Source organism: Acinetobacter sp. (genome assembly GCF_045628685.1).
GTDB lineage: Bacteria > Pseudomonadota > Gammaproteobacteria > Pseudomonadales > Moraxellaceae > Acinetobacter.
Window position 1 is genome coordinate 1 of the sequence record NZ_JAZQPV010000004.1, and the last position, 23,842, is coordinate 23,842.

Genomic DNA, 23,842 nt, shown 5'->3' on the forward strand with positions numbered 1-23,842 from the left:
AAATGGTAATGCCGGGTGACAACGTTGAAATGTCAGTAGAGCTAATTCACCCAATCGCAATGGACCCAGGTCTACGTTTTGCGATCCGTGAAGGTGGTCGTACAGTTGGTGCTGGTGTAGTTGCTAAAGTAACTCTATAATACAAAAAATTGAAATTACAGGTCGGGGGCTCTGGTTCCCGATTTGTATGTTAGGTCAGTAGTTCAATTGGTAGAGCGTCGGTCTCCAAAACCGAATGTTGGGGGTTCGAGTCCCTCCTGGCCTGCCATTTTTTTAAAAAAAAACTTGATGCTGGTTAAATTGTCATATAATAAGTCGCGAAGCCTACGACGAGTACAAAAATGTCGAATGATAAATCGCGTGACGCATTAAGCGAAGCGCCAATTCCACAAAGAAATAATCCTGCTGAAGTTGTTAATTCTGGGTCTCCTTTAGATATAGTTCTATGGGTTATCGCATTGATTTTATTAGTCGGTGCAGCCATGGCGGGTCAGTATTTGCCAGCATATTGGGCACCTGCGAATAATGTCGGTGTGCGCGTTGCTGTGATTTTGGCTTGTATCGTAGTGGCTTTAGGTTTATTATACGCCACCCATCAAGGCAAAGGCTTTGTTCGTTTATTGAAAGATGCGCGAATTGAGTTACGTCGTGTGACTTGGCCGACCAAGCAAGAAACAGTGACTACATCTTGGCATGTTCTTGCAGTTGTTGTAATCGCTTCCATTGTTTTATGGTGTTTTGATTACATTTTAGGCTGGTTAATGAAGTTTATTATCGGGTAAGAGAGCTATGAAACGTTGGTACATTATTCATGCCTATTCAGGTTATGAAAAACAGGTGTTACGCTCGCTTAATGATCGAATCCAGCGTAGCGCTGTAGCCGATAGCTTTGGTGAAGTCCTCGTTCCGACTGAAGAAGTCGTGGAAATGAAGGATGGCAAGAAGCGTAAATCAGAGCGTAAATTCTTTCCTGGCTATGTATTAGTTGAAATGGAAATGAACGATGATACCTGGCACATTGTTAAAGAATGTCCAAAAGTACTCGGTTTCATTGGTGGTACTGCAGAAAAACCTGCACCCATTACGCAAAAAGAAGCTGATGCGATTCTTGCGCGTGTACGCAATACTGGTGAAGCACCTCGTCCTAAGACGATGTTTGAACCAGGCGAAGAATTACTTGTGACTGACGGTCCATTCACCGACTTTAAAGGCGTGGTGGAAGAAGTTCAGTACGAGAAGTCACGTTTGACGTTGACAATTAATGTATTTAACCGTCCAACTCAAGTTGAGCTCGAATTTCGTCAAGTCGAAAAAGCGAACTAAGTTAAGTTGGTTGGAAAACGCCCGATTTGTTATGGATCGGGCATTGTTGTTGTAACGGTTATCGTTACTTAGAATCATTGGGGAGCCTTCATCGGCGTTTGCACCCAGAGGTAATTTGAAATGGCTAAGAAGATTGACGGCTATATCAAGCTGCAAGTTCCAGCTGGTAAAGCGAATCCATCTCCACCGATTGGTCCTGCACTAGGTCAACGTGGTGTGAACATCATGGCATTCTGTAAAGAATTCAATGCTGCGACACAAAAACTTGAAGCTGGTCTGCCAATTCCAGTTGTGATCACTGTGTACAACGACAAGTCGTTCACATTCATCATGAAAACTCCACCTGCTGCTGTTCTTCTTAAGAAAGCTGCTGGTATCCAGAAGGGTTCAGCTGTACCTAACAAAACTAAAGTTGGTAAGTTGACTCGCGCTCAATTGGAAGAAATTGCGACTACTAAAGAACCAGATTTAACTGGTGCTGATTTAGACGCACGTGTACGTACCATTGCTGGTTCTGCGCGTTCTATGGGCTTGGAAGTGGAGCTATAAGACATGGCTAAATTAACTAAACGTCAAAAAGCCATCGCTGCTGCTGTTGAAGCGAACAAAGTTTACACTTTGGAAGAAGCAGTACAAGTTCTTAACACTATTCCAGCTGTTAAATTCAAAGAATCTTTGGATGTGGCAGTAAACCTTGGTGTTGACCCTCGTAAATCTGACCAAGTTGTTCGTGGCGCGACTACACTTCCTGCAGGTACTGGTAAAACTGTACGTGTTGCTGTGTTTGCTCAAGGCGCTGCTGCTGAAGCTGCTAAAGCTGAAGGCGCGGACATCGTTGGTTTTGAAGATCTTGCTGAAAGCATTCAAGCTGGCAACTTAGACTTCGATGTGGTAATTGCTGCTCCAGATGCAATGCGCGTAGTTGGTAAGTTGGGTACGATTCTTGGTCCACGTGGCTTAATGCCTAACCCTAAAGTGGGTACTGTAACTCCTGACGTAGCTAACGCTGTTAAAAATGCGAAAGCTGGTCAAGCACGTTACCGTGTAGACAAAGCGGGTATCATCCACGCTGCGATTGGTCAAGTTGGCTTTGATGCAGCTGCGATCCGTCAAAACATTGAAGCTCTTGTAGCTGACCTTAAGAAAGCAAAACCTGCGACTTCTAAAGGTATTTATATCCAAAAGATCACTTTGAGCTCAACTATGGGTCCTGGTCTTGTTGTTGATGTAGCTAACGTTTCTTAATAAGTCTCGACTTATTGCAGAATTTTAAAGCCCTGAGTAAGTTTTAAAGCGCTGCTTTAAAACTTACGCAAGAAAAATGAGTTTCATGATTTTTGCGGCACTTAGGCAGACTTTGAATTGATAAATATTTGTTTATCAGCGTCAAAGACCTCGGGCGAGGGGAATTCTTCGGAACTCACTTCTTAAAAGTCCAGTCCGAGTAGACGCGGTGGTGTGATTTGTTCATCCTCCGCGTGTAAATTCAGCAATGAATTTACGAATTGGGAGTGTGCTTCGCGTAAGCACATAAATCACCGTTAGGAGGTTTTACAATGGCTCTTCTTATCGAAGGCAAAAAACAGATCGTAGCTGAAGTAACTGAAGTTGCTTCTACTGCATTTGCTGCTGTTGTTGCTGACTACCAAGGTTTAACTGTAGAGCAATTAACTACTCTACGTGTTGAAGCTCGTAAACTAGGTGTTGCTACACGTGTTGTACGTAATACTCTAGCTAAACGTGCTCTTCAAGATACTCAATTCAATATCTTGAACGACAACCTTGTTGGCCCAACAATCTTAGCTTTCTCTACTTCTGAAGATGACATGGGCGCTGCTGCTCGTTTGTTCGAAGAATTTGCGAAAACTAACAAAGCATTTGAACTTAAAGCTGCTGCATTTGATGGCAAACTTTATCAAGGCGAAGAAGTTAGCGTTATCGCGAATCTTCCGAACCAAGAAAAAGCGCTTACTATGCTTGCATCTGTTCTTCAAGCTCCTATTTCGAAATTGGGTCGCTTGCTTACAGCGCTTCAAGAGAAAAACGAAGCTCCAGAAGCAACAGAAGCTTAAATCTATTCACACACCATTCAATACCCATTTGGAGTTACTCTCATGGCTTTAACAAACGAAGAAATCCTAAACGCAGTTGCTGAAAAAACTGTTCTTGAACTTGTAGAACTTATTTCTGCTTTCGAAGAAAAATTCAACGTATCTGCTGCTGCAGTTGCTGTAGCTGCAGGTCCTGCTGCTGCTGCTGCTGAAGAGCAATCAGAATTCAATGTTGAATTAACTTCTTTCGGCGCGAACAAAGTTGCTGTAATTAAAGCAGTTCGTGAAGTTACTGGTCTTGGCTTGAAAGAAGCTAAAGACATGGTTGAAAGCGCTCCAGCGATTCTTAAAGAAGGCGTTTCTAAAGAAGAAGCTGCTGAACTTAAAGCTAAGCTTGAAACTACTGGTGCTACAATTACTGTTAAGTAATGGTACCAGGGATCAATTTTTAAATTGATCCCGAAATTTGGCTGATGGCTCTTGGGTCATCAGCCTTTTTGCGTTACAATTATCGGCTCGATTTTTGTTTGATTGATGTAAAAACCGTCAATTATTATAATAAATCAATAAAATCAAATGTTTATCAATATTTATCATATTTGAAAATATTGCTAAGCGTTTTAATACCACTAAAAATTGCAGCATTTGTAAAAAGTGGTGGCCATATCGGCCTGTGTAATTCCTTCTAGGCTCGTTCTGCAGGCGGGCTTAGTTTACTTTCCGAGGACTCCAGATGGCATACTCATATACCGAAAAGAAACGGATCCGTAAGAATTTTGGTAAATTGCCTAGCGTCATGGATGCTCCGTACTTGCTTTCGATTCAAGTCGACTCGTACAGAACATTCCTACAAGATGGCAAAACTCCAAAAAACCGCGAAGATATCGGTCTCCAAGCCGCATTTCGTTCAGTTTTTCCTATTGAAAGTTATTCTGGCAATGCTGCTTTAGAATTTGTTGAGTATAGTCTTGGTAAGCCTGAGTTTGATGTGCGTGAATGTATTTTACGTGGTTCGACTTATGCAGCGCCAATGCGTGTAAAAATTCGTTTGATTATTAAAGATCGCGAAACCAAGTCAATCAAAGATGTACGTGAACAAGAAGTGTACATGGGCGAAATGCCGCTCATGACCGAAAACGGTACCTTTGTGATCAATGGTACTGAGCGTGTAATTGTTTCTCAATTACACCGTTCACCTGGTGTATTCTTTGACCACGATAAAGGCAAAACTCACTCGAGCGGTAAAGTTCTTTATTCAGCGCGTATCATTCCTTACCGTGGTTCATGGTTAGACTTTGAATTTGATGCAAAAGATTTAGTTTTTGTACGTATTGACCGTCGTCGTAAATTACTTGCGACTGTAGTACTTCGTGCATTGGGTTATAGCAACGAACAAGTCCTAGACATGTTCTATGAAAAAGTCCCTGTCTATCTTGACATGGGCAGCTACCAAATTGACCTTGTGCCTGAACGCCTGCGCGGTGAAATGGCTCAATTTGACATTCTTGATGCTGACGGCAAAGCGATTGTTGAACAAGGTAAACGTATTAATGCACGTCATGTACGTCAAATGGAAGCATCTGGCTTAGCCAAGCTTTCTGTTCCTGATGAGTACTTGTACGAACGTATTACTGCTGAAGACATTCCATTGAAAGATGGCGATGTGATTGCTGCAAACACAGTATTGAACCATGAGATCATGGTGAAGATTGCAGAAGGCGGCGTTAAGCAGTTCAATATTCTGTTCACCAATGACATCGATCGCGGTTCTTTCGTTGCTGATACTTTACGTGCGGATACGACTTCAGGTCGTGAAGAAGCACTGGTAGAAATCTACAAAGTAATGCGTCCGGGCGAGCCACCAACAAAAGAAGCTGCTGAAAACTTATTTAATAACTTGTTCTTCTCTTCTGAACGTTATGACCTCTCTCCAGTAGGTCGTATGAAGTTCAACCGTCGTTTGGGTCGTCCATACGAAGTCGGTACGGATCAGAAGTCTCGTGAAGTTGAAGGTATCTTGTCGAATGAAGATATCACTGATGTATTAAAAACATTAGTTGAAATCCGTAACGGTAAAGGTGAAGTCGACGATATCGATCACTTGGGTAACCGTCGTGTTCGTTCTGTTGGCGAAATGACAGAAAACCAATTCCGTGTGGGTCTGGTTCGTGTAGAACGTGCTGTTAAAGAACGTTTATCTCAGGCTGAAACTGATAACTTGTCTCCGCAAGATCTGATCAATGCGAAACCAGTTGCTGCTGCAATCAAAGAATTCTTTGGTTCAAGCCAGTTGTCTCAGTTCATGGATCAAAATAATCCATTGTCTGAAATTACACACAAACGTCGTGTATCAGCACTTGGACCCGGCGGTTTGACTCGTGAACGTGCAGGCTTTGAAGTACGTGACGTACATCAAACTCACTACGGTCGTGTGTGTCCAATTGAGACTCCAGAGGGACCAAACATTGGTTTGATCAACTCGCTTTCTGTTTATGCAAAATGTAATAACTTCGGTTTCTTGGAAACTCCATACCGTAAAGTTGTTGATGGCCGCGTAACAGATGATGTTGAGTATTTATCTGCGATTGAAGAAGTAGGTACTGTGATTGCACAGGCCGATTCTGGCGTAGATAAAGACGGAAAATTAACAGAAGACTTCGTATCGGTTCGTCATGAAGGTGACTTCGTGCGTATGCCTCCTGAAAAAGTAACGCATATGGACGTGTCTGCTCAGCAGGTTGTATCTGTTGCGGCATCACTTATTCCATTCCTTGAACACGATGACGCTAACCGTGCGTTGATGGGTTCAAACATGCAACGTCAGGCTGTTCCTACGCTGATTGCTGACAAGCCACTTGTCGGTACCGGTATGGAAGCAAACGTAGCGCATGACTCGGGTGTATGTGTTCTTGCAAAACGTGGCGGCCGTATTGAGTTTGTTGATGCGTCGCGTGTGGTTATTCGTGTAAACGAAGAAGAAATGATTGCGGGTGAAGCGGGTGTAGATATCTACAACCTGATCAAATATACACGTTCGAACCAAAACACTTGTATTAACCAGAAAGTTCTTGTGAACCTAGGTGATAAAGTGGGTCGTGGTGATGTATTGGCTGATGGTCCATCGACTGACGGTGGTGAATTGGCGCTTGGTCAAAACATGCGTGTCGCATTCATGACCTGGAACGGTTACAACTATGAAGACTCGATCTTGCTATCTGAGCGTGTTCTTCAAGAAGACCGTTTGACTTCGATTCATATTCAAGAATTGTCATGTGTTGCTCGTGATACCAAGTTAGGTGCAGAAGAAATTACTGCCGATATTCCTAACGTGGGTGAAGCTGCACTGTCTAAACTGGATGAATCAGGTATTGTTTATATCGGTGCTGAAGTGACTGCCGGTGACATCCTGGTGGGTAAAGTTACGCCAAAAGGCGAAACCCAGTTAACCCCGGAAGAAAAATTGCTTCGCGCAATCTTCGGTGAAAAAGCTGCTGACGTTAAAGACTCATCATTACGCGTGTCTTCAGGTGTTAAAGGTACAGTCATTGACGTTCAAGTGTTTACACGTGATGGTCTTGAAAAAGACGAACGTGCTCAAGCAATTGAAAAAGCACAATTGGATGCTTACCGTAAAGATTTGAAAGAAGAATTCAAAATCTTCGAAGAAGCAGCACGTGAACGTATTATTCGCTTGTTGAAAGGTCAAGAATCGAATGGTGGTGGTACAACTAAACGCGGTGACAAACTTTCTGAAGATGTATTGTCTGGTTTAGAGCTTGTTGATCTGCTTGAAATTCAACCTGTTGATGAAGGCATTGCTGAACGTTTGACTCAAATTCAAGTGTTCTTGAAAGAGAAAGGCATTGAGATTGACGAGAAATTTGCAGAGAAAAAACGCAAACTTTCTACAGGTGATGAACTGACAACTGGCGTATTGAAAGTTGTTAAAGTTTACTTGGCTGTAAAACGTCGCATCCAACCGGGTGATAAAATGGCGGGTCGTCATGGTAACAAGGGTGTTGTATCTAACATCTTGCCAGTAGAAGACATGCCGCATGATGCTAACGGTGTACCTGTTGATATCGTGTTGAACCCACTGGGTGTACCTTCACGTATGAACGTGGGTCAGATTCTTGAAACTCACTTGGGTATGGCTGCAAAAGGTCTTGGTGATAAAATCGACAAGATGCTGCAAGAACAGCGTACTATTGCTGAACTGCGTATCTTCTTAGACAAGATTTACAACAAAGTTGGTGGCGAGCAAGAAGATCTTGATAGTCTTACCGATGATGAAATCTTGGCGCTTTCTAAAAACTTGCGTAAAGGTATTCCTTTAGCAACGCCTGTATTTGATGGTGCTGATGAAGGCCAAATCAAAGAGTTGCTTGAACTTGCAGATATTCCACGTTCTGGTCAAACCGTATTGTTTGACGGACGTACCGGTGAACGTTTTGACCGTCCAGTAACTGTAGGTTACATGTACATGTTGAAACTGAATCACTTGGTTGATGACAAGATGCATGCGCGTTCGACAGGTTCTTACTCACTTGTAACTCAACAGCCATTGGGTGGTAAAGCTCAATTCGGTGGTCAGCGTTTCGGTGAGATGGAAGTCTGGGCGCTTGAAGCATATGGCGCAGCTTATACGCTTCAAGAAATGCTGACTGTGAAATCGGATGACGTTGAAGGCCGTACCCGTATCTACAAAAACATTGTAGATGGTAACCATTATATGGATCCGGGCATGCCTGAATCGTTCAACGTATTGACCAAAGAGATCCGTTCTTTAGGTATCAACATTGAACTGAAAAATGGTGACTAATTAACCATTCAATCCCCCGAACCCCCTTTGATAAAGGGGGATTTGCTCCTCTTGTTTTGAGGAGTTTTCCCCCTGAGAAGCATCGCTTCGCAAGAAAGGGTGCTCAAGGGGATTAAATCAGTTAAAAACAATATTTGTGACCCAGTCGGGGAGGAGAAAAACTCCTCGACACACGGAGAAAAAAATTGAAAGACTTGCTCGATATCATGCGCAAAAAGACGGATTCAGACGGTCATGCTCCAGTAGAGTTTGATCGCATCCGCATTGGTCTTGCGTCACCAGAAATGATTAAGTCATGGTCTCACGGTGAAGTTAAAAAACCTGAGACAATTAACTACCGTACGTTCAAGCCAGAACGTGACGGTTTATTCTGTGCCAAAATCTTTGGTCCAGTAAAAGATTACGAATGCTTGTGTGGTAAATACAAGCGCATGAAATACAAGGGCGTCATTTGTGAAAAATGTGGCGTTGAAGTAACAACTGCGAAAGTTCGTCGTGAACGTATGGGTCATATTGACCTTGCTTCACCGGTTGCGCACATCTGGTTCTTGAAATCATTACCATCCCGTATCGGTCTTCTTTTAGACATGACTTTACGTGATATCGAACGTGTATTGTATTTCGAATCTTATGTTGTAACAGATCCGGGTATGACTCCAATGGAGAAATACCAACTTCTTAACGATGAAGAATACTTCACAGCGTTAGAAGAACACGGTGATGAATTCAGCGCGAAAATGGGTGCAGAAGCGATTCAGGATTTGTTGAAAGACATCGATCTTGAAGCTGAAATTGCGCGCCTTCGCGAAGAAATTCCACAAACAACTTCAGAAACGAAGCTTAAGAAAGCGTCTAAACGTTTGAAGTTGATGGAAGCGTTCAACGATTCGAACAACAAGCCTGAATGGATGGTGTTGACTGTACTTCCAGTCCTTCCACCAGATCTTCGTCCGTTGGTTCCTCTTGAAGGTGGTCGTTTCGCGACTTCTGACTTGAACGATCTTTACCGTCGTGTGATCAACCGTAACAACCGTTTGAAACGTCTTCTTGACCTTTCAGCGCCAGACATCATCGTACGTAACGAAAAACGTATGTTGCAAGAGTCTGTAGATGCATTGCTTGATAACGGTCGTCGTGGTCGCGCAATCACGGGTTCAAACAAACGTCCTCTTAAATCTTTGGCTGACATGATCAAAGGTAAACAAGGTCGTTTCCGTCAAAACTTGTTGGGTAAACGTGTCGACTATTCAGGTCGTTCGGTTATTACAGTAGGTCCGACTTTACGTTTGCACCAATGTGGTCTTCCGAAGAAAATGGCACTTGAATTATTCAAACCATTTATCTTTGCGAAACTACAAGCGTCTGGTCAAGCAACAACCATTAAAGCTGCGAAAAAAATGGTTGAACGCGAAACTCCAGAAGTTTGGGACGTTCTTGCTCATGTAATTCGTCAACATCCAGTGATGTTGAACCGTGCGCCAACCCTTCACCGTTTAGGTCTTCAAGCATTTGAACCGACCCTCATTGAAGGTAAAGCGATCCGTCTACACCCACTCGTATGTGCTGCGTTCAACGCCGACTTCGACGGTGACCAAATGGCGGTACACGTTCCATTAACAATCGAAGCTCAGTTAGAAGCTCGTGCGTTAATGATGTCTACAAACAACATCTTGTCTCCAGCGAACGGTGAACCAATCATCGTACCGTCTCAGGACGTTGTCTTGGGCTTGTATTACATCACGCGTGATGCAATCAATGCCAAAGGTGAAGGCATGGTGTTTGCGGATACTGATGAAGTAAACCGCGCATTGGCTACCGGTCAAGTGAACTTGCACGCTCGCGTAAAAGCACGTGTACACCAGACTGTCATTGATGAAGATGGTAACCGCGAACAGCAAACCATTATTGTGGATACGACTCCTGGCCGTTGCCTACTTTGGGAAGTTGTTCCTGAAGGTATGGACTTCCAGCAAATTAACGTTGAGATGACGAAAAAGAACATCTCAAAATTAATTAACTCTTGCTACCGTAAATTGGGTCTTAAAGATACCGTTATCTTTGCTGACCAGTTAATGTACTTGGGCTTCCGTCAAGCGACTCGCTCTGGTGTGTCTGTTGGTATGGAAGATATGCTTATTCCGCCAACCAAGTATACGATTATCGAAAAAGCAGAAACTGAAGTTCGCGAAATTGAACAACAGTTTGAACAAGGTTTCGTAACTGCCGGTGAACGTTATAACAAGGTTGTCGATATCTGGGCACGTACCAATGACCAAGTAGCGAAAGCGATGATGGACAACTTGTCTTACACTACTGTTAAAAACAAACAGGGTGAAGATGAGAAACAGAAATCATTCAACAGTATCTACATGATGTCTGACTCTGGTGCCCGTGGTTCGGCAGCTCAGATTCGTCAGCTTGCAGGTATGCGTGGTTTGATGGCAAAACCGGATGGTTCGATCATTGAAACCCCGATTAAAGCCAATTTCCGTGAAGGTTTGACCGTACTTCAGTACTTCATTTCAACACACGGTGCGCGTAAAGGTTTGGCCGATACAGCACTTAAAACAGCGAACTCTGGTTACTTGACTCGTCGTCTAGTAGATGTAGCGCAGGATTTGGTTATTACCGAACCTGATTGCGGTACTTTAAGCGGTCTTGTCATGACACCATTCATTCAGGGTGGCGATGTCATCGAGAACCTGGGTGCTCGAGTATTGGGTCGTGTGGTTGCTGAAGATGTGAAACGTGCTGGTTCTGACGAAGTCATTCTTCCACGTAATACGCTTATTGACGAAAAACTTGCTGCCTTTATTGAAGAAGCGGGTGTCGATGAAGTTAAAGTACGCTCAGTAGTTTCTTGTGAATCCACCTTCGGTGTATGTGCGAAATGCTATGGTCGTGACCTTGCACGTGGTCATCAGGTAAATCCTGGTGAGTCTGTAGGTGTTATGGCTGCACAATCAATTGGTGAACCGGGTACCCAGTTAACCATGCGTACATTCCACGTGGGTGGTGCTGCAAGTCGAACTTCTGCTGCAAACAGTGTTCAAGTGCGTAACAAAGGTACTGTACGTTTCCATAACGTGAAAACTGTACAACATGCCAAAGGTCACTTGGTATCGACTTCGCGTTCAGGTGAAATCGGTATTGCGGATGACTTGGGTCGTGAACGCGAACGCTATAAAATTCCATACGGTGCTTCGATCATTCTGAAAGATGGCGAAGAAGTAGCAGCTGGCGGTATCGTTGCAACTTGGGATCCGCATACGCATCCACTTGTTACCGAAGTTGCAGGTAAAGTACGTTTCAGCCAAATCGCTGATGGCGTAACTGTTACATCAAAAACTGATGATGCAACAGGTATGACCACGATCGAAATCTTGCCAGTGACTTCACGTCCTGCATCAGGCAAAGATTTACGTCCTGCTGTTGTGTTAGACACAGTGGATGGTGGTGAACAGTTCTACTTCTTGCCACAAAACACAATTCTTTCTGTCCGTGATGGCGAAACAATTGGTGTGGGTGACGTTATTGGTCGTGTACCACAAGAAACTTCACGTACTCGTGACATTACCGGTGGTCTTCCGCGTGTAGCTGACTTGTTCGAAGCACGTAAACCGAAAGAACATGCAATCCTGGCTGAAATTTCAGGTGTTGTAAGCTTCGGTAAAGAGACCAAAGGTAAAAACCGTTTAGTGATTACACCAGACGACGGCTCTGAAATTTACGAAGAGTTGATTCCGAAATGGCGTACCATTAACGTGTACGAAGGCGAACATGTAAACCGTGGTGAAACAGTTTCTGACGGTCCACAAAACCCGCATGACATTTTACGTCTGAAAGGTGAAGTGGCGTTGACTAACTATATCGTCAACGAAGTCCAGGACGTTTATCGTCTACAAGGTGTAAAAATCAACGACAAGCACATTGAAGTCATCGTACGTCAAATGTTGCGTAAAGTTGAAATCACTGATGGTGGTGATACCAGCTTCATTAAAGGCGAACAAGTGGATTACATCCGCATGGTTGCTGAAAACCAAGCTGTACTTGCTCAGAACAAGTTCCCAGCGAAGTATGAACGTCAATTGATGGGTATCACTAAAGCATCACTTTCTACTGACTCATTCATCTCTGCTGCATCGTTCCAGGAAACAACTCGTGTGTTAACTGAAGCTGCTGTAACAGGTAAAGAAGATGATTTACGCGGTCTGAAAGAGAACGTAGTCGTGGGTCGTTTGATTCCTGCCGGCACTGGTCTTGCTTACCACTTAGAACGTCGTCGTCAAGAAGCTGAAGCTGCAGAGCATGAGCTGGTAAATGACTTCTCTGATGTAGACCAAGCATTAAGCCAAGCATTTAACCAAGAATTTTAATTCTTAAGTTAAGTGAGTGAAAAAAGGCGCCTTCGGGCGTCTTTTTTTTGTCTCGAATAAGTGAAAATTAAAGCTTTCCTCGGGTCTTATAATTTCCTATATTAAACACAGAACAATTGAAAATCTTATTAATTTATACACTTAAAATAACCAAGGCAAACTTATGAAATTGACACAGCACCTTTTTGTACTTTCACTTTCATCTATTTCTGTTGCTGTCATTGCTGCACCCATGCCAAATACTATTAGGGTGGAGGATAAAGCCGTTGTTCCGATCTTAAAGACTGAGGTGATTCGTCGAATTGCAGGGCAAGAACCGAAGCGTAGTGTGGATGCCACAATTTTTGAAGTAACCAATCAAGGGAAAGATATTGTTGCGCGTGAAATTCATTTAGAAGATAACCAAACGCAATTTTCAGAAAAGCAGCTTTCTATTCCTCTGATTCAAAAAGGCGGTATTATTGTGCCGACCTCAAAAATTGAATTAAATACCACCATAAAGCAAGACGGAAAGGTCCTTTCCCAAACCCAGAAAATTGATGCAGAAGGTGTTGAATTCAAGCATGGACAAGAGCCTGTTCATCGTACTTTAAAGCTGGATCAAAAAAAGAATCTGGACAGTAACACCAAAACCTCACATGCCATTTTAACTGAAAATGGTGCAACCACACGTGATATTGTGGTGCTGAGTGAAGATGAATAAACTTAAGTTAATAAATAGTGTAATGTTTTATGACTTTTTACAAAATGCAGCATTTTAGTGTTACTGCGTTACATTTTTAAATTATTTTTTTCACAAAATAAGCATAAGCTGAAAAGAATGAAAAAAGGGGAAAAATCCATGAAAAAGTTAATAAGCGTAATAGCAGTAGCCACCCTATCCACTTTTATGTTGGCGGGCTGTGAAAGTATGTCTGGCAAGGAGCAGCGAATTGGCGCAGCAGCACTCGGGGGTGCAGTGGGTGGCGGTGTAGGTAGTAATGTAGGCGGTGGTGTAGGCGCAGCTGTAGGTGGGGGTGCTGGTGCAGCGGCCGGCAGTAAAACCCAAGGTGGCTCAAACCGAAATGCGACTTATAGTGGTGTAGGTGGTGCTATTGGTTCTGCAGTAGGTAAAAGCGTCTTTGGTGGCAATACCGGTGCAGCGATTGGTGGAGCGATTGGTGGTGGGGCTGGAGCTGCCATTGAACAGAAAAAACGTTAATTCAACGTTTTAATTGAAAAAAAGCGCTTGATTAACAGGCGCTTTTTTATGATCGAATGGCCGGATTTGGGTTTTTTCTACGGATATAAACAGCTTTCTCAATTTCTGTAATACGGGTGCCTGCGTCATCAAAAAATACTGACAGAGTATTTGCCGATGTACAGGAACATAATTGTCAGTGAGCTCTTTAATATTGTACGATTTCAGCTGCATCTAAAAGGAGAGGGGCATAAACCGTATTACATCTTGGGAAGAGAAAATGAATATTCGCCGATTTATCCCAGACTATATATTTTGATCTCCCGATAATGAATCCGTAAAAGCATAAAAAATGGATCGACCCTGGAGTACAAGCTTCCTCCAAAATGTACTCCACCCACATTTTGATTGTTACGTGTTAAAGGCATTTTCACGCAAATATAATATTTTGCCAGATATTCATTTTTCAATTGCACTCCCTGCACCATGATAAGGTGCGTAGCGATTGATCAGGAATTTAGCGATTGCAGCTATTGTCTGTAGTTTTTTTAAAAGTTAATAGGGGGCAATTGTTTTTATGGCTACCCAGATCATACTAGAGCAGAACTAAAATTGAGGCATCGATCAGGTTGTCCAATCATCAATATAAATAATCAATAAAAATGGGAAAAGATTATGCAAGCGAAAACTCAATGGGTAAATACCCAAGATCAACAGCATCTTTATGTAAAAACATGGGGAAGCGATGAAAAGCCGGCTTTAGTCTTGGTACATGGTTATCCTGATAATCAAGAGGTATGGGAACCGGTTATTCAGGAGCTTATCCAGGATTTTTATATTATCACTTATGATGTGCGCGGAGCAGGGCAGTCTTCCAATCCTGCACGTATTCGCGATTATCGCTTAGCACAGTTATCTTTGGATTTAGAAAGTGTAGTGAATGCTGTATTAAAAGATCGGCCTTTTCATTTGGCAGCGCATGATTGGGGATCTATCCAGTCTTGGGAGTCGGTCACCGAAGCTAAATTTAAAGCTCGAATTTTGTCTTATAGTACGATTTCAGGTCCGTGTCTGGATCATGCTGCATTTTGGATGCGTCATCAATTTAAACAGCATAAGGGCAAGGTTTTTAAGCAACTCACCAAGTCGTGGTATATCGCAGTTTTCCAGCTGCCATTGCTAGCACCCACAATATGGAATTTTTTCAGTCCTGAGAAATGGGGCAAAGTGCTTGAAAAATTAGAGCATAAAAAAAACTTGCCTTTGAATCCTCATATAGCATCCGATGGCAAGCATGGAATTGGGTTGTATCGTGCCAATTTTTTGCCACGCTTAATTCGGCCGCGTCAGCGTTTTGCAATTTGTCCTGTCCAGGCGATTGTGCTGAAACGAGACAATTTTGTCAGTCCTGAGCTGATTGATGAAATGCCAAAATGGGTTGAAAAATTTCAGCGTGTAGATCTGGATGCCAATCATTGGGCAATATTAAGTCAACCTGAATTGGTTGCCGAGATGATCCGTAACTTTGCCTTCAGCCAAGCTGGAAATTGATTTTTTGATTTAATTATATGAATAGTAATAAAAATTGAGGTGATGGATGAAAGCAATCAATTTACAGTTTCAAAAGAGTGAATCTGATAAAATATCGACTTTTCATCTTTCCCTCAATTAATTATGTTCGCAATTATTGCCGCTATCGGAGTCATGTTCGGACTCTCATTAGCTCGTGTGCCTGTGGTATTTGCATTGGTGATCGGTGCTGTTGCCGGTGGTTTGCTGGCGGGTCTAGGCCTGCAAGGAACGCTAGATGCATTTAATAATGGTCTAGGTGGCGGGGCCAAAATTGCCTTGGCTTATGGCGTTTTAGGTGCATTTGCGCTTGCTTTGGCACGCTCTGGTTTGCCTGATTTACTGGCTTACAAACTGATTTCCACCTTAAAAGGAGATGCCAATGTTCAATCGCAAAATAAAGTTAAGTTTTTAATTTTCTTTACGATTGTTGCTGCTGCAGTGTCTTCGCAAAACCTGATTCCTGTTCATATTGCTTTTATCCCGGTTTTGATTCCGCCTTTGTTAAGTGTCTTTAACCATTTAAATTTAGACCGCCGCGCTGTGGCCTGTTTATTAACTTTTGGTTTATGTGCCACCTATATGTTGGTTCCGGTCGGATTTGGTGCCATTTTCCTGAATGATATTTTAGGTCAAAACATCAATACTTTTGGTAAGCCGTACGGTTTTGAAATTAGCTACGATCAAATTCCATCTGCAATGGCAATTCCCGTTTTTGGCATGTTTTTGGGGTTGTTGGTTGCACTGTTTTTTACTTATCGCAAACCAAGAATTTATAAAGAAGTTAAGCTTGAGCCAACTCATCATAGTATTTCGGGCGATGTCGTTAGCGATGCGAATGCTAAGCCACAAATAGCAAAATTCACCTTGGGTATGGCCGCTTTTGCAGTCATTGCGACCCTAAGTGTACAGCTTTATTCAGATTCAATGATTCTTGCCGGTTTGGTAGGTGTGGCGATTTTAAGCTGCGCGGGTATTTTTAAGTGGAAAGAAGCGGACGATGTGATTATTACTGGTATGCGAATGATGGCATTGGTCGGTTTTATTATGATTGCCGCACAAGGTTTTGCATCCGTCATTGAGGCCACCAACCAAGTTCCTGCTTTGGTCAATGCATCTGTTGAGTGGATTGGTAACAGTAAAGGTCTGGCTGCATTTTTAATGTTGCTGGTCGGTTTGCTGATTACTCTAGGGATTGGTTCATCGTTCTCTACGGTACCGATTTTAGCCATTATCTATGTGCCTTTATGTATCCAGTTCGGTTTTAGTCCTGCCGCGACAATTGCCTTGATTGGTACTGCAGCAGCTTTGGGTGATGCCGGATCTCCAGCCTCGGATTCGACTTTAGGTCCAACTTCAGGTTTAAATATGGATGGTCAACATGACCATATGAAAGACAGTGTGGTTCCTACTTTCATCCATTTTAATATTCCTTTAATGGTATTCGGATGGATTGCTGCAATGGTTCTTTAATTCAAACTCATATTTTTATTTAGTTTGAATTTGTTTTATTTATAATATTAATAGATGTATTTAAAATAAATCTTTTAAATGCTTAATATAATAAATCTGATTAATACACTCGGAATATAATAATAAAACCTGATTAACTTGGTTGGTATTTAAAGCCAACCAAGTTGGTCTGATTAAAATAAATATTAAATATTTTCAATAACTTGAAAATAAATTGAATTTATATAAATTAATAATTGTTGCATATTTATTTATCTCGTGTTTATTATTAATTAATGTTTTATTTTGTTGTTATTGTTCTTCCAGAGGTTATTTAAAATGTTAAAGCAAACTGCTTTTATTGCATTATTGGGGATATCTGTTTCAGCAATGGCTGGTGATTGGCAGGTGAAATTAGGGGCTTCTGCTCTGGCGCCACAAAATGATGATAATGGTACGTTAAATGTTCCTGTTGGGGGAGTAGTAACGCCATTAAAAGCACAAGTGAGCAATGAAGTTAATTTCACTCCATCTATTGAATATTTTTTTAATAATTCACCCATTTCAGTAGAGCTATTGCTCGCATTACCTTTTGATCATGATGTAAACATTGGTCCAATTGAAAATGCAGCATCTTTTAAGCATTTACCACCGACTATTACAGCCAAATATAATTTTAAAAATTCAACTCGTTTCACACCCTACATTGGTGTAGGCGCGACCGTAGTTGTACCTTGGGATGAAAAATTATCTCAAACTACTAAAACTGCAACGGGTGCTGAAAAGTTAGAAGCTGATGTAGCATATGGTGTTGCCGGGCAAGTGGGTTTTAACTTCCAACCAGCTGATGCTAAAAATTGGGGTGTTTTTGCAGATGTACGTTATGCAGATGTGAAAACCGAATTGAATGCAAAAACAGCTGATGGCACTAAAGTTAAACTTGGTGATCTGGAAGTAAATCCTTGGGTCTATACACTCGGTTATAGCTACAAATTCTAAGATCTTAATTAACGTTAGTACAAAAGAACCTCATCTCTAATGATGGGGTTTTTTAATGAAAAACTTACAATAAATCACACAGATTGAGCACTTTTATACTATTTAATTATCAGGATTTTGTTTAAGTTGGTTATAGAAAATAAGCGAAAAAGAGAAGAAAAAATTATGAAATTATTCAGTTTATATACTGTGCTCTTTTTTAGCCTGTGCAGTGCATCGGTTTATGCAGCAAGTTTCAATTGTGATCATGCCCGAACCCCAACCGAACATGCAATTTGTGAGCATCGCGCTATAAATGATGCTGACGTGAAAATGGCGACCACTTACAATATTGTTAAGCGCTTAGTGCCTATGGGAACCCGGAGCGTTATTCAGGATGAGCAGCTAAAGTGGTTACAATTACGTGATCAATGTGTTAACTCAAGCCGCTGTTTAACTGAAGTCTATAAAATGCGCCAACAGAAACTGGATTTGTATATGGATCGTGTTTATAAACAAGGACCTTTTTAATAAAAATTCATCATTCGCCATTGAAAATTTCTTAAATCACTCCATTCATTAAGCATTCAATAAAAAGTGTTCAATGAATTTAAGGAGCGACTGATGAGCGAACAAAGTACACAAAAACATAGTTTTCAAGCGGAAGTAGCCCAACTTTTACATTTGGTGACCCATTCACTTTACTCAAATCCGGAAATTTTCTTACGCGAACTGATTTCGAATGCTTCGGATGCTTGCGATAAGTTGCGTTTTGAAGGGATCAATCATCCTGAATATTATGAAAATGATCCTGAACTGCATGTTCGTATCAGTCTGGATAAAGACAATAAAACCATCACCATTTCTGACAACGGAATTGGTTTAACCCAACAAGAAGCCATTGATAATTTAGGCACCATTGCCAAATCAGGCACCAAAGACTTTATGTCCAGACTGTCAGGTGACCAGAAAGCCGATGCACAATTGATCGGTCAGTTTGGGGTCGGTTTCTATTCAGGTTTCATTGTGGCCGAAAAAATTACTGTTGAATCGCGTCATGCAGCGGCAGATGTCACCGATGGTGTACGCTGGATCAGTACCGGCACAGGTGATTTTGAAGTTGAACAAATCACTAAGACTTCACGTGGAACAGATATCATTTTGCATTTACGTGATAATGCACTGGAATATTTAGAGTCTTATAAAGTTAAGCAAATCATCAATAAATATTCTGACCACATTAGCTTGCCGATTGAAATGCAAAAGGAAGTCTGGCAGCAAGAGGAAGCAGCTGAAGGTGAAGAACCTAAACCAGGTCACATGGTCAAAACGGATGAATGGGAAGCGATTAACTCGGCAAGTGCCCTTTGGACCCGAAATAAAAATGAGATCACTGAGGAGCAATACATTGAGTTTTATAAGAACTTAAGTCACGACTTTGAAGCTCCATTGGCTTGGACGCACAATCGTGTAGAAGGAAGCACCGAATATACCCAATTATTGTATGTGCCAAGCAAAGCGCCGAACAATATTTTTACGCGTGAAGCGAAAGCCGGTATCAAGCTCTATGTCAAACGCGTTTTTATTATGGATGAAGCGGATAATTTGATTCCAAATTATTTGCGTTTTGTACAGGGTGTGGTGGATAGTGCGGATCTTCCGCTGAATGTAAGTCGTGAACTATTACAAGAAAGCCGCGATGTGAAAACCATTCGTGAAGGCAATACCCGTCGTATTTTGACTCTGCTGGATAGTTTGGCCAAGTCGGAAGATGAAAAAGACCAAGAGAAATTCAAACAGTTCTATGCCGAATTTGGTTCGGTGATTAAAGAAGGTTTGGGTGAAGACTTTGGCAACCGTGAACGTATTTTAAAACTTTTACGTTTTTCTACATCTAGCAATGATGAGATGACAACGTCATTGACTGACTACAAAGCACGGATGAAAGAAGGGCAAAAAGCCATTTATTACGTGACTGCCGATAGTCTAACGGCTGCGAAAAACTCGCCACAACTGGAACTGTTCAAGAAAAAAGACATCGAAGTATTATTAATGGCAGATCGTGTGGATGAATGGGCGATGGAATTCGTCAATGAGTTCGATGGTACACCTATGCAAAACGTGGCCAAAGGGGCCGTGGACTTGGGTGACCTGCAAGATGCTGAAGAAAAGAAAGCACTTGAAGCTGCTGCTGAACAGTTTAAACCCATTATTGAAAAATTGTCAGATTCACTGAAAGCCAAAACCAAAGAAGTGCGTGTAACCACACGTCTGGTCGATTCACCAGCATGTTTAGTGACAGGCGAAGGTGAGCTTTCTCCACAATTGATTCGCATGTTAAAACAGGCGGGTCAGGCTGTTCCTGAAAATAAGCCAATTCTGGAAATTAACCCTGAGCATCCTTTGGTGAGAAAACTTGAAGGATCGAGCCAGTTTGATGACCTGGCCAATGTGATTTTTGACCAAGCCGTGATTGCAGAAGGTGGCTTACCTGATGATCCTGCAGAATACGTAAAACGCATTAACAGTTTATTGTTGAAATAAGCTGGTTTCTCAATAGCTAAAAAGACCTCCCTCGGGAGGTTTTTTATTGAGAAAGATTAAAATGGGGGGAAGTAGAGGGGGATGCATAAAACAGATGAGAAAGCGCTTTTTAAAATAATGCTTCCAGACGCACCGATGCACTAATGAAATGACTACGATCATCCCGATGATTATTAATGTAATTTAAATTGCTTTGAACATAAAACCATTCCCGCCATAAAGGCTGGCGCCACGAAACGAAGGGCCCCCAGCTATTTAACCGCAAGTCATTATTATTTAAAAAACCACCAGTATAGATGCCATAACTAAAGCTATTTTCATGGAAAAATTGATGTTGCCTAAACAGGTTATTATCCCAATTTAGGTCATCATATTGATCATCTGCATACGTCAGACTGAATTGATTGGATAAAAATGCCTGATTAGGCCGAGCATGGGTAAGTTCCGTATTAGTTCTAAAATAATTTTTGCTATCAATGCCATAGCGATAAATTTGTTCAGCATGGAAACTGAAATCATTTTCCAGTTCCCAGTCTCTGGAGGCTTTTAGGCGCAGATAAAAATCATCTCCGGAACGAAGTCCCAAATCTACGTCGGTTTCGAAAGGCAGACGCTTAGAGAAGTCTGACCAACGAAATGCTAAAGAACTGTTATTTTCACGGGTACGTTGCCGGTCTAACGTTTTATCATTACGATTACCCGGATTTTCATCGGTAATGGCCACATTATTATCCAGTTCATTATCTAAAGAATCATCACCAAAGACTAAGCTCAGTTTGCGCTCTAAAGTCGGAAGTTTTACTTTGCCGCGAATACGCGGTTTAATTTCATAACCATCATGTTTATTCCAGCGATTATCTACAATCACGCGTAATGCCGCAGATGCCGGTTTTTCTGGATCAGTTTTGCCAAACCAATTGTCAATTTTATGTGAGGTATGATCTGCCCAGTTTCTGAGTTTAAGCTGGTTGCGGTCTAACCAAGTTCGATCTGCAGTTTGTAAGGTAGATGGAACATTGGGTTCATTCGACTGTTGTGGCAAAAATGTCGGTAGAGCATCAATCCAGTTTGGAATTTGATAAAGCAAATTATTATCTTCATCCTGAGTTGATAATGAACTTGTGGGTGAATCCGTGATTTGTTCAGCATTTTCAGATCCATTTGAGGTGCTCATGATCCCAAACAATAGAGTAAATAAGAGGGGTTTTGATAAATTTCTCTTGTTTTGAGGCATATCCTTGCTCTTATATTCTGATATTCGATAGTCTCGTAAAAATTGCGACTAGAAAGCAAGCTTTGGCTACAAAAAAATAAAACTTAGTCTAAAATATGCTTTTGAATTGCTTCATATAATTGATAACAGTCAATGGGTGATTCCATCTGGTTAATAATATTTTGAATCAATTGCCAGCTCACGCCGTGGTGACGCTCTAATAATAAATAAGGATAAGCAGATTCAGTCTGAGAGAGATTTAAGCGTTTCTTTCCATGAATAACCCGATTTTTTTGTTTTTCTTTTAGTAACAGCAAGGGGGTCTTAAAGTCAGCAGGGCTTTCCTTAAATTGAATCAATTTTTGTTTCTGGAAAAGTTGGGCAGGGATAAAAGGAATATAGTTTTCATTCTTCCAGACTAAAACTGCTTTTTGGGTATAGCTATCAAATAGAGCTTCAAAATCAATAAAGCTTTCTGCAAGATCATCCCAGGAACTTTCTTTAATCGCGGCCACCTGATGTTGATCAGAAAACCTATTTAATAAATCAATAGCTTGTGCTTGATTCCCTACACCCAATAATGCCAAATATTTGATGAAACAACCTAGTGAATCGATTTGTTCAGCCAGATAAATGGGGCGTTGTTGCCAATTCAGCAAATCTGCAGCATAGATGAGTAAATCGAGATGTTGAAAAATTTCTGCAAGACCTGGAATTTCTAAACCATATAATGCTTGTGCGGCAGCATTTTTCTCCTCTAGAGGATGAAGATGTGCAATATAGGATGCCAGTTCTACTGTTTGTGGAAAATCCTTCCGGATTGATTTTTGAGTTGTTATTTCGGGAATTTCCTGTGGGGCATCTTCTTGTAGTGGTGGTAGTTGATTGATCAGATGCTCATTTGACTCGATCAAATTTGGCTCATGGATTTGCTTTTGTTCTGGCACATGAGATGTAGACAGATTTAAATTTTTCTCAGTCTCAGTCTCAGTCTCAGTCTCAGTCTCAGTCTCAGTCTCAGTCTCAGTTAGAGTAAGAGGGAGTTGTAAAAGAACTGGTTTTTGTCTTAATTCATCATCATTTTTTAGGCAGCTATAGTGTTGTTGCCATTCTAGCATCCATGGATAAATGTCATCCAGACTTCCCCATTGACTGATCAATGCGCTACGGTTTGGCGCTGGGATTAACCAGATTTGCCAACCTTGTGCTGGATGATACAAAAGAGCCCAACCTGATTCAGTATTTTGGTAGAGCACCTGTTGCAAAGTGCGATCCTGTCGGAAAAGACCACGATAAGAAAGTTTAAACTGGGTTTGATCCGCAAAATCCGTTGCGGTTTTCTCGGGCTGAGTTTGAGATTTAAATTTAAAAATTTGTTTTTTAAAAATGGGTTCATCACATAAGCGAAAAATTTCGATTAAACGTGTTTTTGATTTTGCAATTTCAAACAACGATAAAGAACGATGTTCCAAACTGTCTAGCAATTGATGTAATTCTTTAATCAGCAGCGCTTTTTCTAAGGCATTCATGAACTAACCTCTAGAGATGTTGTTGTGCTTTTTCTAGATAGCTTGCCAATACAATATTAATAGCAAGTTCAAGTAATTTGTATTCTGTAGATCTGGGGTTTGGGTGGTGTTCAGCAAGCTCAATCAAACGATCAATGTTGATTGCTTGCGGAGGGATTTTACCTTGAATCAATGCTTGAAGTTCTTGCATAAGAAAATGGTTTTATTGAATGGATTATTAATTTAATAATTTGATTATATGGATTTAAAAATAAAAAGCATGAAGAAATACTGTCATGTTTTGAGGATTTATAGACATAAACAGCAAAAAATGTAGATTTTAGATAGAAATATGCAAATTTTTTGAAGCTAGGGATGAAGAATAAATGCTGATTTATTGTTTGATTTTTCATCGTATTGAAAATGAATGGATTAATTGACTATCAAAACTGGGGGATTGAGCCTGAAGAAGATAAGAGAAAACTAAAAAAATTTTCAGTATTAAAAAACAGACTAAATTAGACCAGTCCATTTTTAATGGAATAATATAACTTTTTAAACTGCTTTTTTCAGGGGAATTTTAGTTTGCGCTACCTTCTTAGAAGCAGGAACTTTTGATCAGGATTGACAGTTTCAACTGATTTTTTAACAGAAAAATTGGGAATAAAAAATAATTTAAGCAGATACTGTAATAGCCCCCAATTAAAACGGACACTTCTCAATTAAGACCTAGTCATAGCACTAGGGTTAAGGAGTGTTCTATGGAACGTATTGAAGTTATTACATCAGTTCAACGTCGTCGACGTTATTCAGGTCAGGAAAAAGC

The 23,842-nt window shown here is 41.2% G+C and carries 18 protein-coding genes, 1 tRNA gene and 2 pseudogenes; 17 read left to right on the forward strand and 4 right to left on the reverse strand.

The features are described from left to right. From ACKI4H_RS00870 to ACKI4H_RS00925, 12 genes and pseudogenes are all read left to right on the forward strand, one after another. A pseudogene (locus ACKI4H_RS00870) lies at positions 1 to 140 on the forward strand (elongation factor Tu); the annotation flags it as partial. Positions 141 to 192: 52 nt separating this feature from the next. Next, a tRNA-Trp gene (locus tag ACKI4H_RS00875) sits at positions 193 to 268 on the forward strand. Positions 269 to 341: 73 nt separating this feature from the next. Beyond that, the gene (gene secE / locus ACKI4H_RS00880) at positions 342 to 782 is read left to right on the forward strand and encodes a preprotein translocase subunit SecE (RefSeq protein ID WP_067726920.1); all 441 of its coding nucleotides are present in this window, start codon (positions 342 to 344) and stop codon (positions 780 to 782) included. Between the two features lie 7 nt (positions 783 to 789). Then, the gene (gene nusG, locus ACKI4H_RS00885; protein ID WP_067869011.1) at positions 790 to 1,323 is read left to right on the forward strand and encodes a transcription termination/antitermination protein NusG; all 534 of its coding nucleotides are present in this window, start codon (positions 790 to 792) and stop codon (positions 1,321 to 1,323) included. Between the two features lie 120 nt (positions 1,324 to 1,443). Further along, on the forward strand, positions 1,444 to 1,872 hold the full coding sequence (gene rplK, locus ACKI4H_RS00890) for a 50S ribosomal protein L11 (protein WP_407303253.1): 429 nt from the start codon (positions 1,444 to 1,446) through the stop codon (positions 1,870 to 1,872). Between the two features lie 3 nt (positions 1,873 to 1,875). Then, a complete protein-coding gene (gene rplA, locus ACKI4H_RS00895; protein WP_407303255.1) occupies positions 1,876 to 2,568 on the forward strand; it encodes a 50S ribosomal protein L1 in 693 nt (230 codons plus the stop codon). A 311-nt stretch (positions 2,569 to 2,879) separates the two neighbouring features. Continuing rightward, entirely contained in the window at positions 2,880 to 3,395 is a 516-nt protein-coding gene (gene rplJ, locus ACKI4H_RS00900; RefSeq protein WP_407303256.1) for a 50S ribosomal protein L10, read from the forward strand. A gap of 42 nt (positions 3,396 to 3,437) precedes the next feature. Further along, a complete protein-coding gene (gene rplL / locus ACKI4H_RS00905) occupies positions 3,438 to 3,803 on the forward strand; it encodes a 50S ribosomal protein L7/L12 (RefSeq protein WP_067726912.1) in 366 nt (121 codons plus the stop codon). 304 nt (positions 3,804 to 4,107) lie between these two features. Then, on the forward strand, positions 4,108 to 8,196 hold the full coding sequence (gene rpoB, locus ACKI4H_RS00910; protein WP_407303257.1) for a DNA-directed RNA polymerase subunit beta: 4,089 nt from the start codon (positions 4,108 to 4,110) through the stop codon (positions 8,194 to 8,196). A gap of 185 nt (positions 8,197 to 8,381) precedes the next feature. Next, positions 8,382 to 12,572, forward strand: a complete 4,191-nt coding sequence (gene rpoC, locus ACKI4H_RS00915; protein WP_407303258.1) for a DNA-directed RNA polymerase subunit beta' — start codon at positions 8,382 to 8,384, stop codon at positions 12,570 to 12,572. Between the two features lie 163 nt (positions 12,573 to 12,735). Then, positions 12,736 to 13,275 carry a hypothetical protein gene (locus ACKI4H_RS00920; protein ID WP_407303259.1) on the forward strand — a complete coding sequence of 180 codons (540 nt, stop codon included), beginning with the start codon at positions 12,736 to 12,738 and terminating at the stop codon, positions 13,273 to 13,275. A gap of 138 nt (positions 13,276 to 13,413) precedes the next feature. Beyond that, positions 13,414 to 13,773 (forward strand): DNA transfer protein p32, encoded by a 360-nt coding sequence (locus tag ACKI4H_RS00925; protein WP_407303260.1) that lies wholly within the window; start codon positions 13,414 to 13,416, stop codon positions 13,771 to 13,773. A gap of 46 nt (positions 13,774 to 13,819) precedes the next feature. Here the strand turns inward: ACKI4H_RS00925 and ACKI4H_RS00930 are convergent. Beyond that, positions 13,820 to 14,286 (reverse strand): annotated as a pseudogene (locus ACKI4H_RS00930) (DUF4442 domain-containing protein). Positions 14,287 to 14,427: 141 nt separating this feature from the next. On the opposite strand from ACKI4H_RS00930, the gene ACKI4H_RS00935 reads away from it, so the two are divergent. From ACKI4H_RS00935 to htpG, 5 genes are all read left to right on the forward strand, one after another. Further along, the gene (locus tag ACKI4H_RS00935; RefSeq protein ID WP_407303261.1) at positions 14,428 to 15,303 is read left to right on the forward strand and encodes an alpha/beta fold hydrolase; all 876 of its coding nucleotides are present in this window, start codon (positions 14,428 to 14,430) and stop codon (positions 15,301 to 15,303) included. Positions 15,304 to 15,426: 123 nt separating this feature from the next. Further along, positions 15,427 to 16,794, forward strand: coding sequence for a Na+/H+ antiporter family protein (locus tag ACKI4H_RS00940; protein ID WP_407303262.1), 1,368 nt, complete (start codon positions 15,427 to 15,429; stop codon positions 16,792 to 16,794). A 318-nt stretch (positions 16,795 to 17,112) separates the two neighbouring features. Continuing rightward, positions 17,113 to 17,772, forward strand: coding sequence for an OmpW/AlkL family protein (locus ACKI4H_RS00945; RefSeq protein WP_407303263.1), 660 nt, complete (start codon positions 17,113 to 17,115; stop codon positions 17,770 to 17,772). Positions 17,773 to 17,937: 165 nt separating this feature from the next. Beyond that, the gene (locus tag ACKI4H_RS00950) at positions 17,938 to 18,282 is read left to right on the forward strand and encodes a lysozyme inhibitor LprI family protein (RefSeq protein WP_407303264.1); all 345 of its coding nucleotides are present in this window, start codon (positions 17,938 to 17,940) and stop codon (positions 18,280 to 18,282) included. A 93-nt stretch (positions 18,283 to 18,375) separates the two neighbouring features. Continuing rightward, on the forward strand, positions 18,376 to 20,295 hold the full coding sequence (gene htpG / locus ACKI4H_RS00955; protein WP_407303265.1) for a molecular chaperone HtpG: 1,920 nt from the start codon (positions 18,376 to 18,378) through the stop codon (positions 20,293 to 20,295). A 109-nt stretch (positions 20,296 to 20,404) separates the two neighbouring features. Here htpG and ACKI4H_RS00960 read toward each other — a convergent pair whose 3' ends face one another. The 3 genes from ACKI4H_RS00960 to ACKI4H_RS00970 all read right to left on the reverse strand — a co-directional run bounded on the left by ACKI4H_RS00960 (position 20,405) and on the right by ACKI4H_RS00970 (position 23,227). Next, complete coding sequence (locus tag ACKI4H_RS00960) at positions 20,405 to 21,469, reverse strand: hypothetical protein (protein ID WP_407303266.1); 1,065 nt, start codon at positions 21,467 to 21,469, stop codon at positions 20,405 to 20,407. Between the two features lie 143 nt (positions 21,470 to 21,612). Then, the gene (locus tag ACKI4H_RS00965) at positions 21,613 to 23,037 is read right to left on the reverse strand and encodes a hypothetical protein (protein WP_407303267.1); all 1,425 of its coding nucleotides are present in this window, start codon (positions 23,035 to 23,037) and stop codon (positions 21,613 to 21,615) included. Between the two features lie 10 nt (positions 23,038 to 23,047). After that, a complete protein-coding gene (locus ACKI4H_RS00970; RefSeq protein ID WP_407303268.1) occupies positions 23,048 to 23,227 on the reverse strand; it encodes a hypothetical protein in 180 nt (59 codons plus the stop codon). Positions 23,228 to 23,842: the final 615 nt, after the last annotated feature.

Bases quoted from the DNA above. Each gene is read 5' to 3' on its own strand.
- secE (WP_067726920.1), top strand. From the start codon at position 342: ATGTCGAATGATAAATCGCGTGACGCATTAAGCGAAGCGCCAATTCCA.
- nusG (WP_067869011.1), top strand. From the start codon at position 790: ATGAAACGTTGGTACATTATTCATGCCTATTCAGGTTATGAAAAACAG.
- rplK (WP_407303253.1), top strand. From the start codon at position 1,444: ATGGCTAAGAAGATTGACGGCTATATCAAGCTGCAAGTTCCAGCTGGT.
- rplA (WP_407303255.1), top strand. From the start codon at position 1,876: ATGGCTAAATTAACTAAACGTCAAAAAGCCATCGCTGCTGCTGTTGAA.
- rplJ (WP_407303256.1), top strand. From the start codon at position 2,880: ATGGCTCTTCTTATCGAAGGCAAAAAACAGATCGTAGCTGAAGTAACT.
- rplL (WP_067726912.1), top strand. From the start codon at position 3,438: ATGGCTTTAACAAACGAAGAAATCCTAAACGCAGTTGCTGAAAAAACT.
- rpoB (WP_407303257.1), top strand. From the start codon at position 4,108: ATGGCATACTCATATACCGAAAAGAAACGGATCCGTAAGAATTTTGGT.
- ACKI4H_RS00920 (WP_407303259.1), top strand. From the start codon at position 12,736: ATGAAATTGACACAGCACCTTTTTGTACTTTCACTTTCATCTATTTCT.
- ACKI4H_RS00925 (WP_407303260.1), top strand. From the start codon at position 13,414: ATGAAAAAGTTAATAAGCGTAATAGCAGTAGCCACCCTATCCACTTTT.
- ACKI4H_RS00935 (WP_407303261.1), top strand. From the start codon at position 14,428: ATGCAAGCGAAAACTCAATGGGTAAATACCCAAGATCAACAGCATCTT.
- ACKI4H_RS00940 (WP_407303262.1), top strand. From the start codon at position 15,427: ATGTTCGCAATTATTGCCGCTATCGGAGTCATGTTCGGACTCTCATTA.
- ACKI4H_RS00945 (WP_407303263.1), top strand. From the start codon at position 17,113: ATGTTAAAGCAAACTGCTTTTATTGCATTATTGGGGATATCTGTTTCA.
- ACKI4H_RS00950 (WP_407303264.1), top strand. From the start codon at position 17,938: ATGAAATTATTCAGTTTATATACTGTGCTCTTTTTTAGCCTGTGCAGT.
- htpG (WP_407303265.1), top strand. From the start codon at position 18,376: ATGAGCGAACAAAGTACACAAAAACATAGTTTTCAAGCGGAAGTAGCC.
- ACKI4H_RS00960 (WP_407303266.1), bottom strand. From the start codon at position 21,469: ATGAGCACCTCAAATGGATCTGAAAATGCTGAACAAATCACGGATTCA.
- ACKI4H_RS00965 (WP_407303267.1), bottom strand. From the start codon at position 23,037: ATGAATGCCTTAGAAAAAGCGCTGCTGATTAAAGAATTACATCAATTG.
- ACKI4H_RS00970 (WP_407303268.1), bottom strand. From the start codon at position 23,227: ATGCAAGAACTTCAAGCATTGATTCAAGGTAAAATCCCTCCGCAAGCA.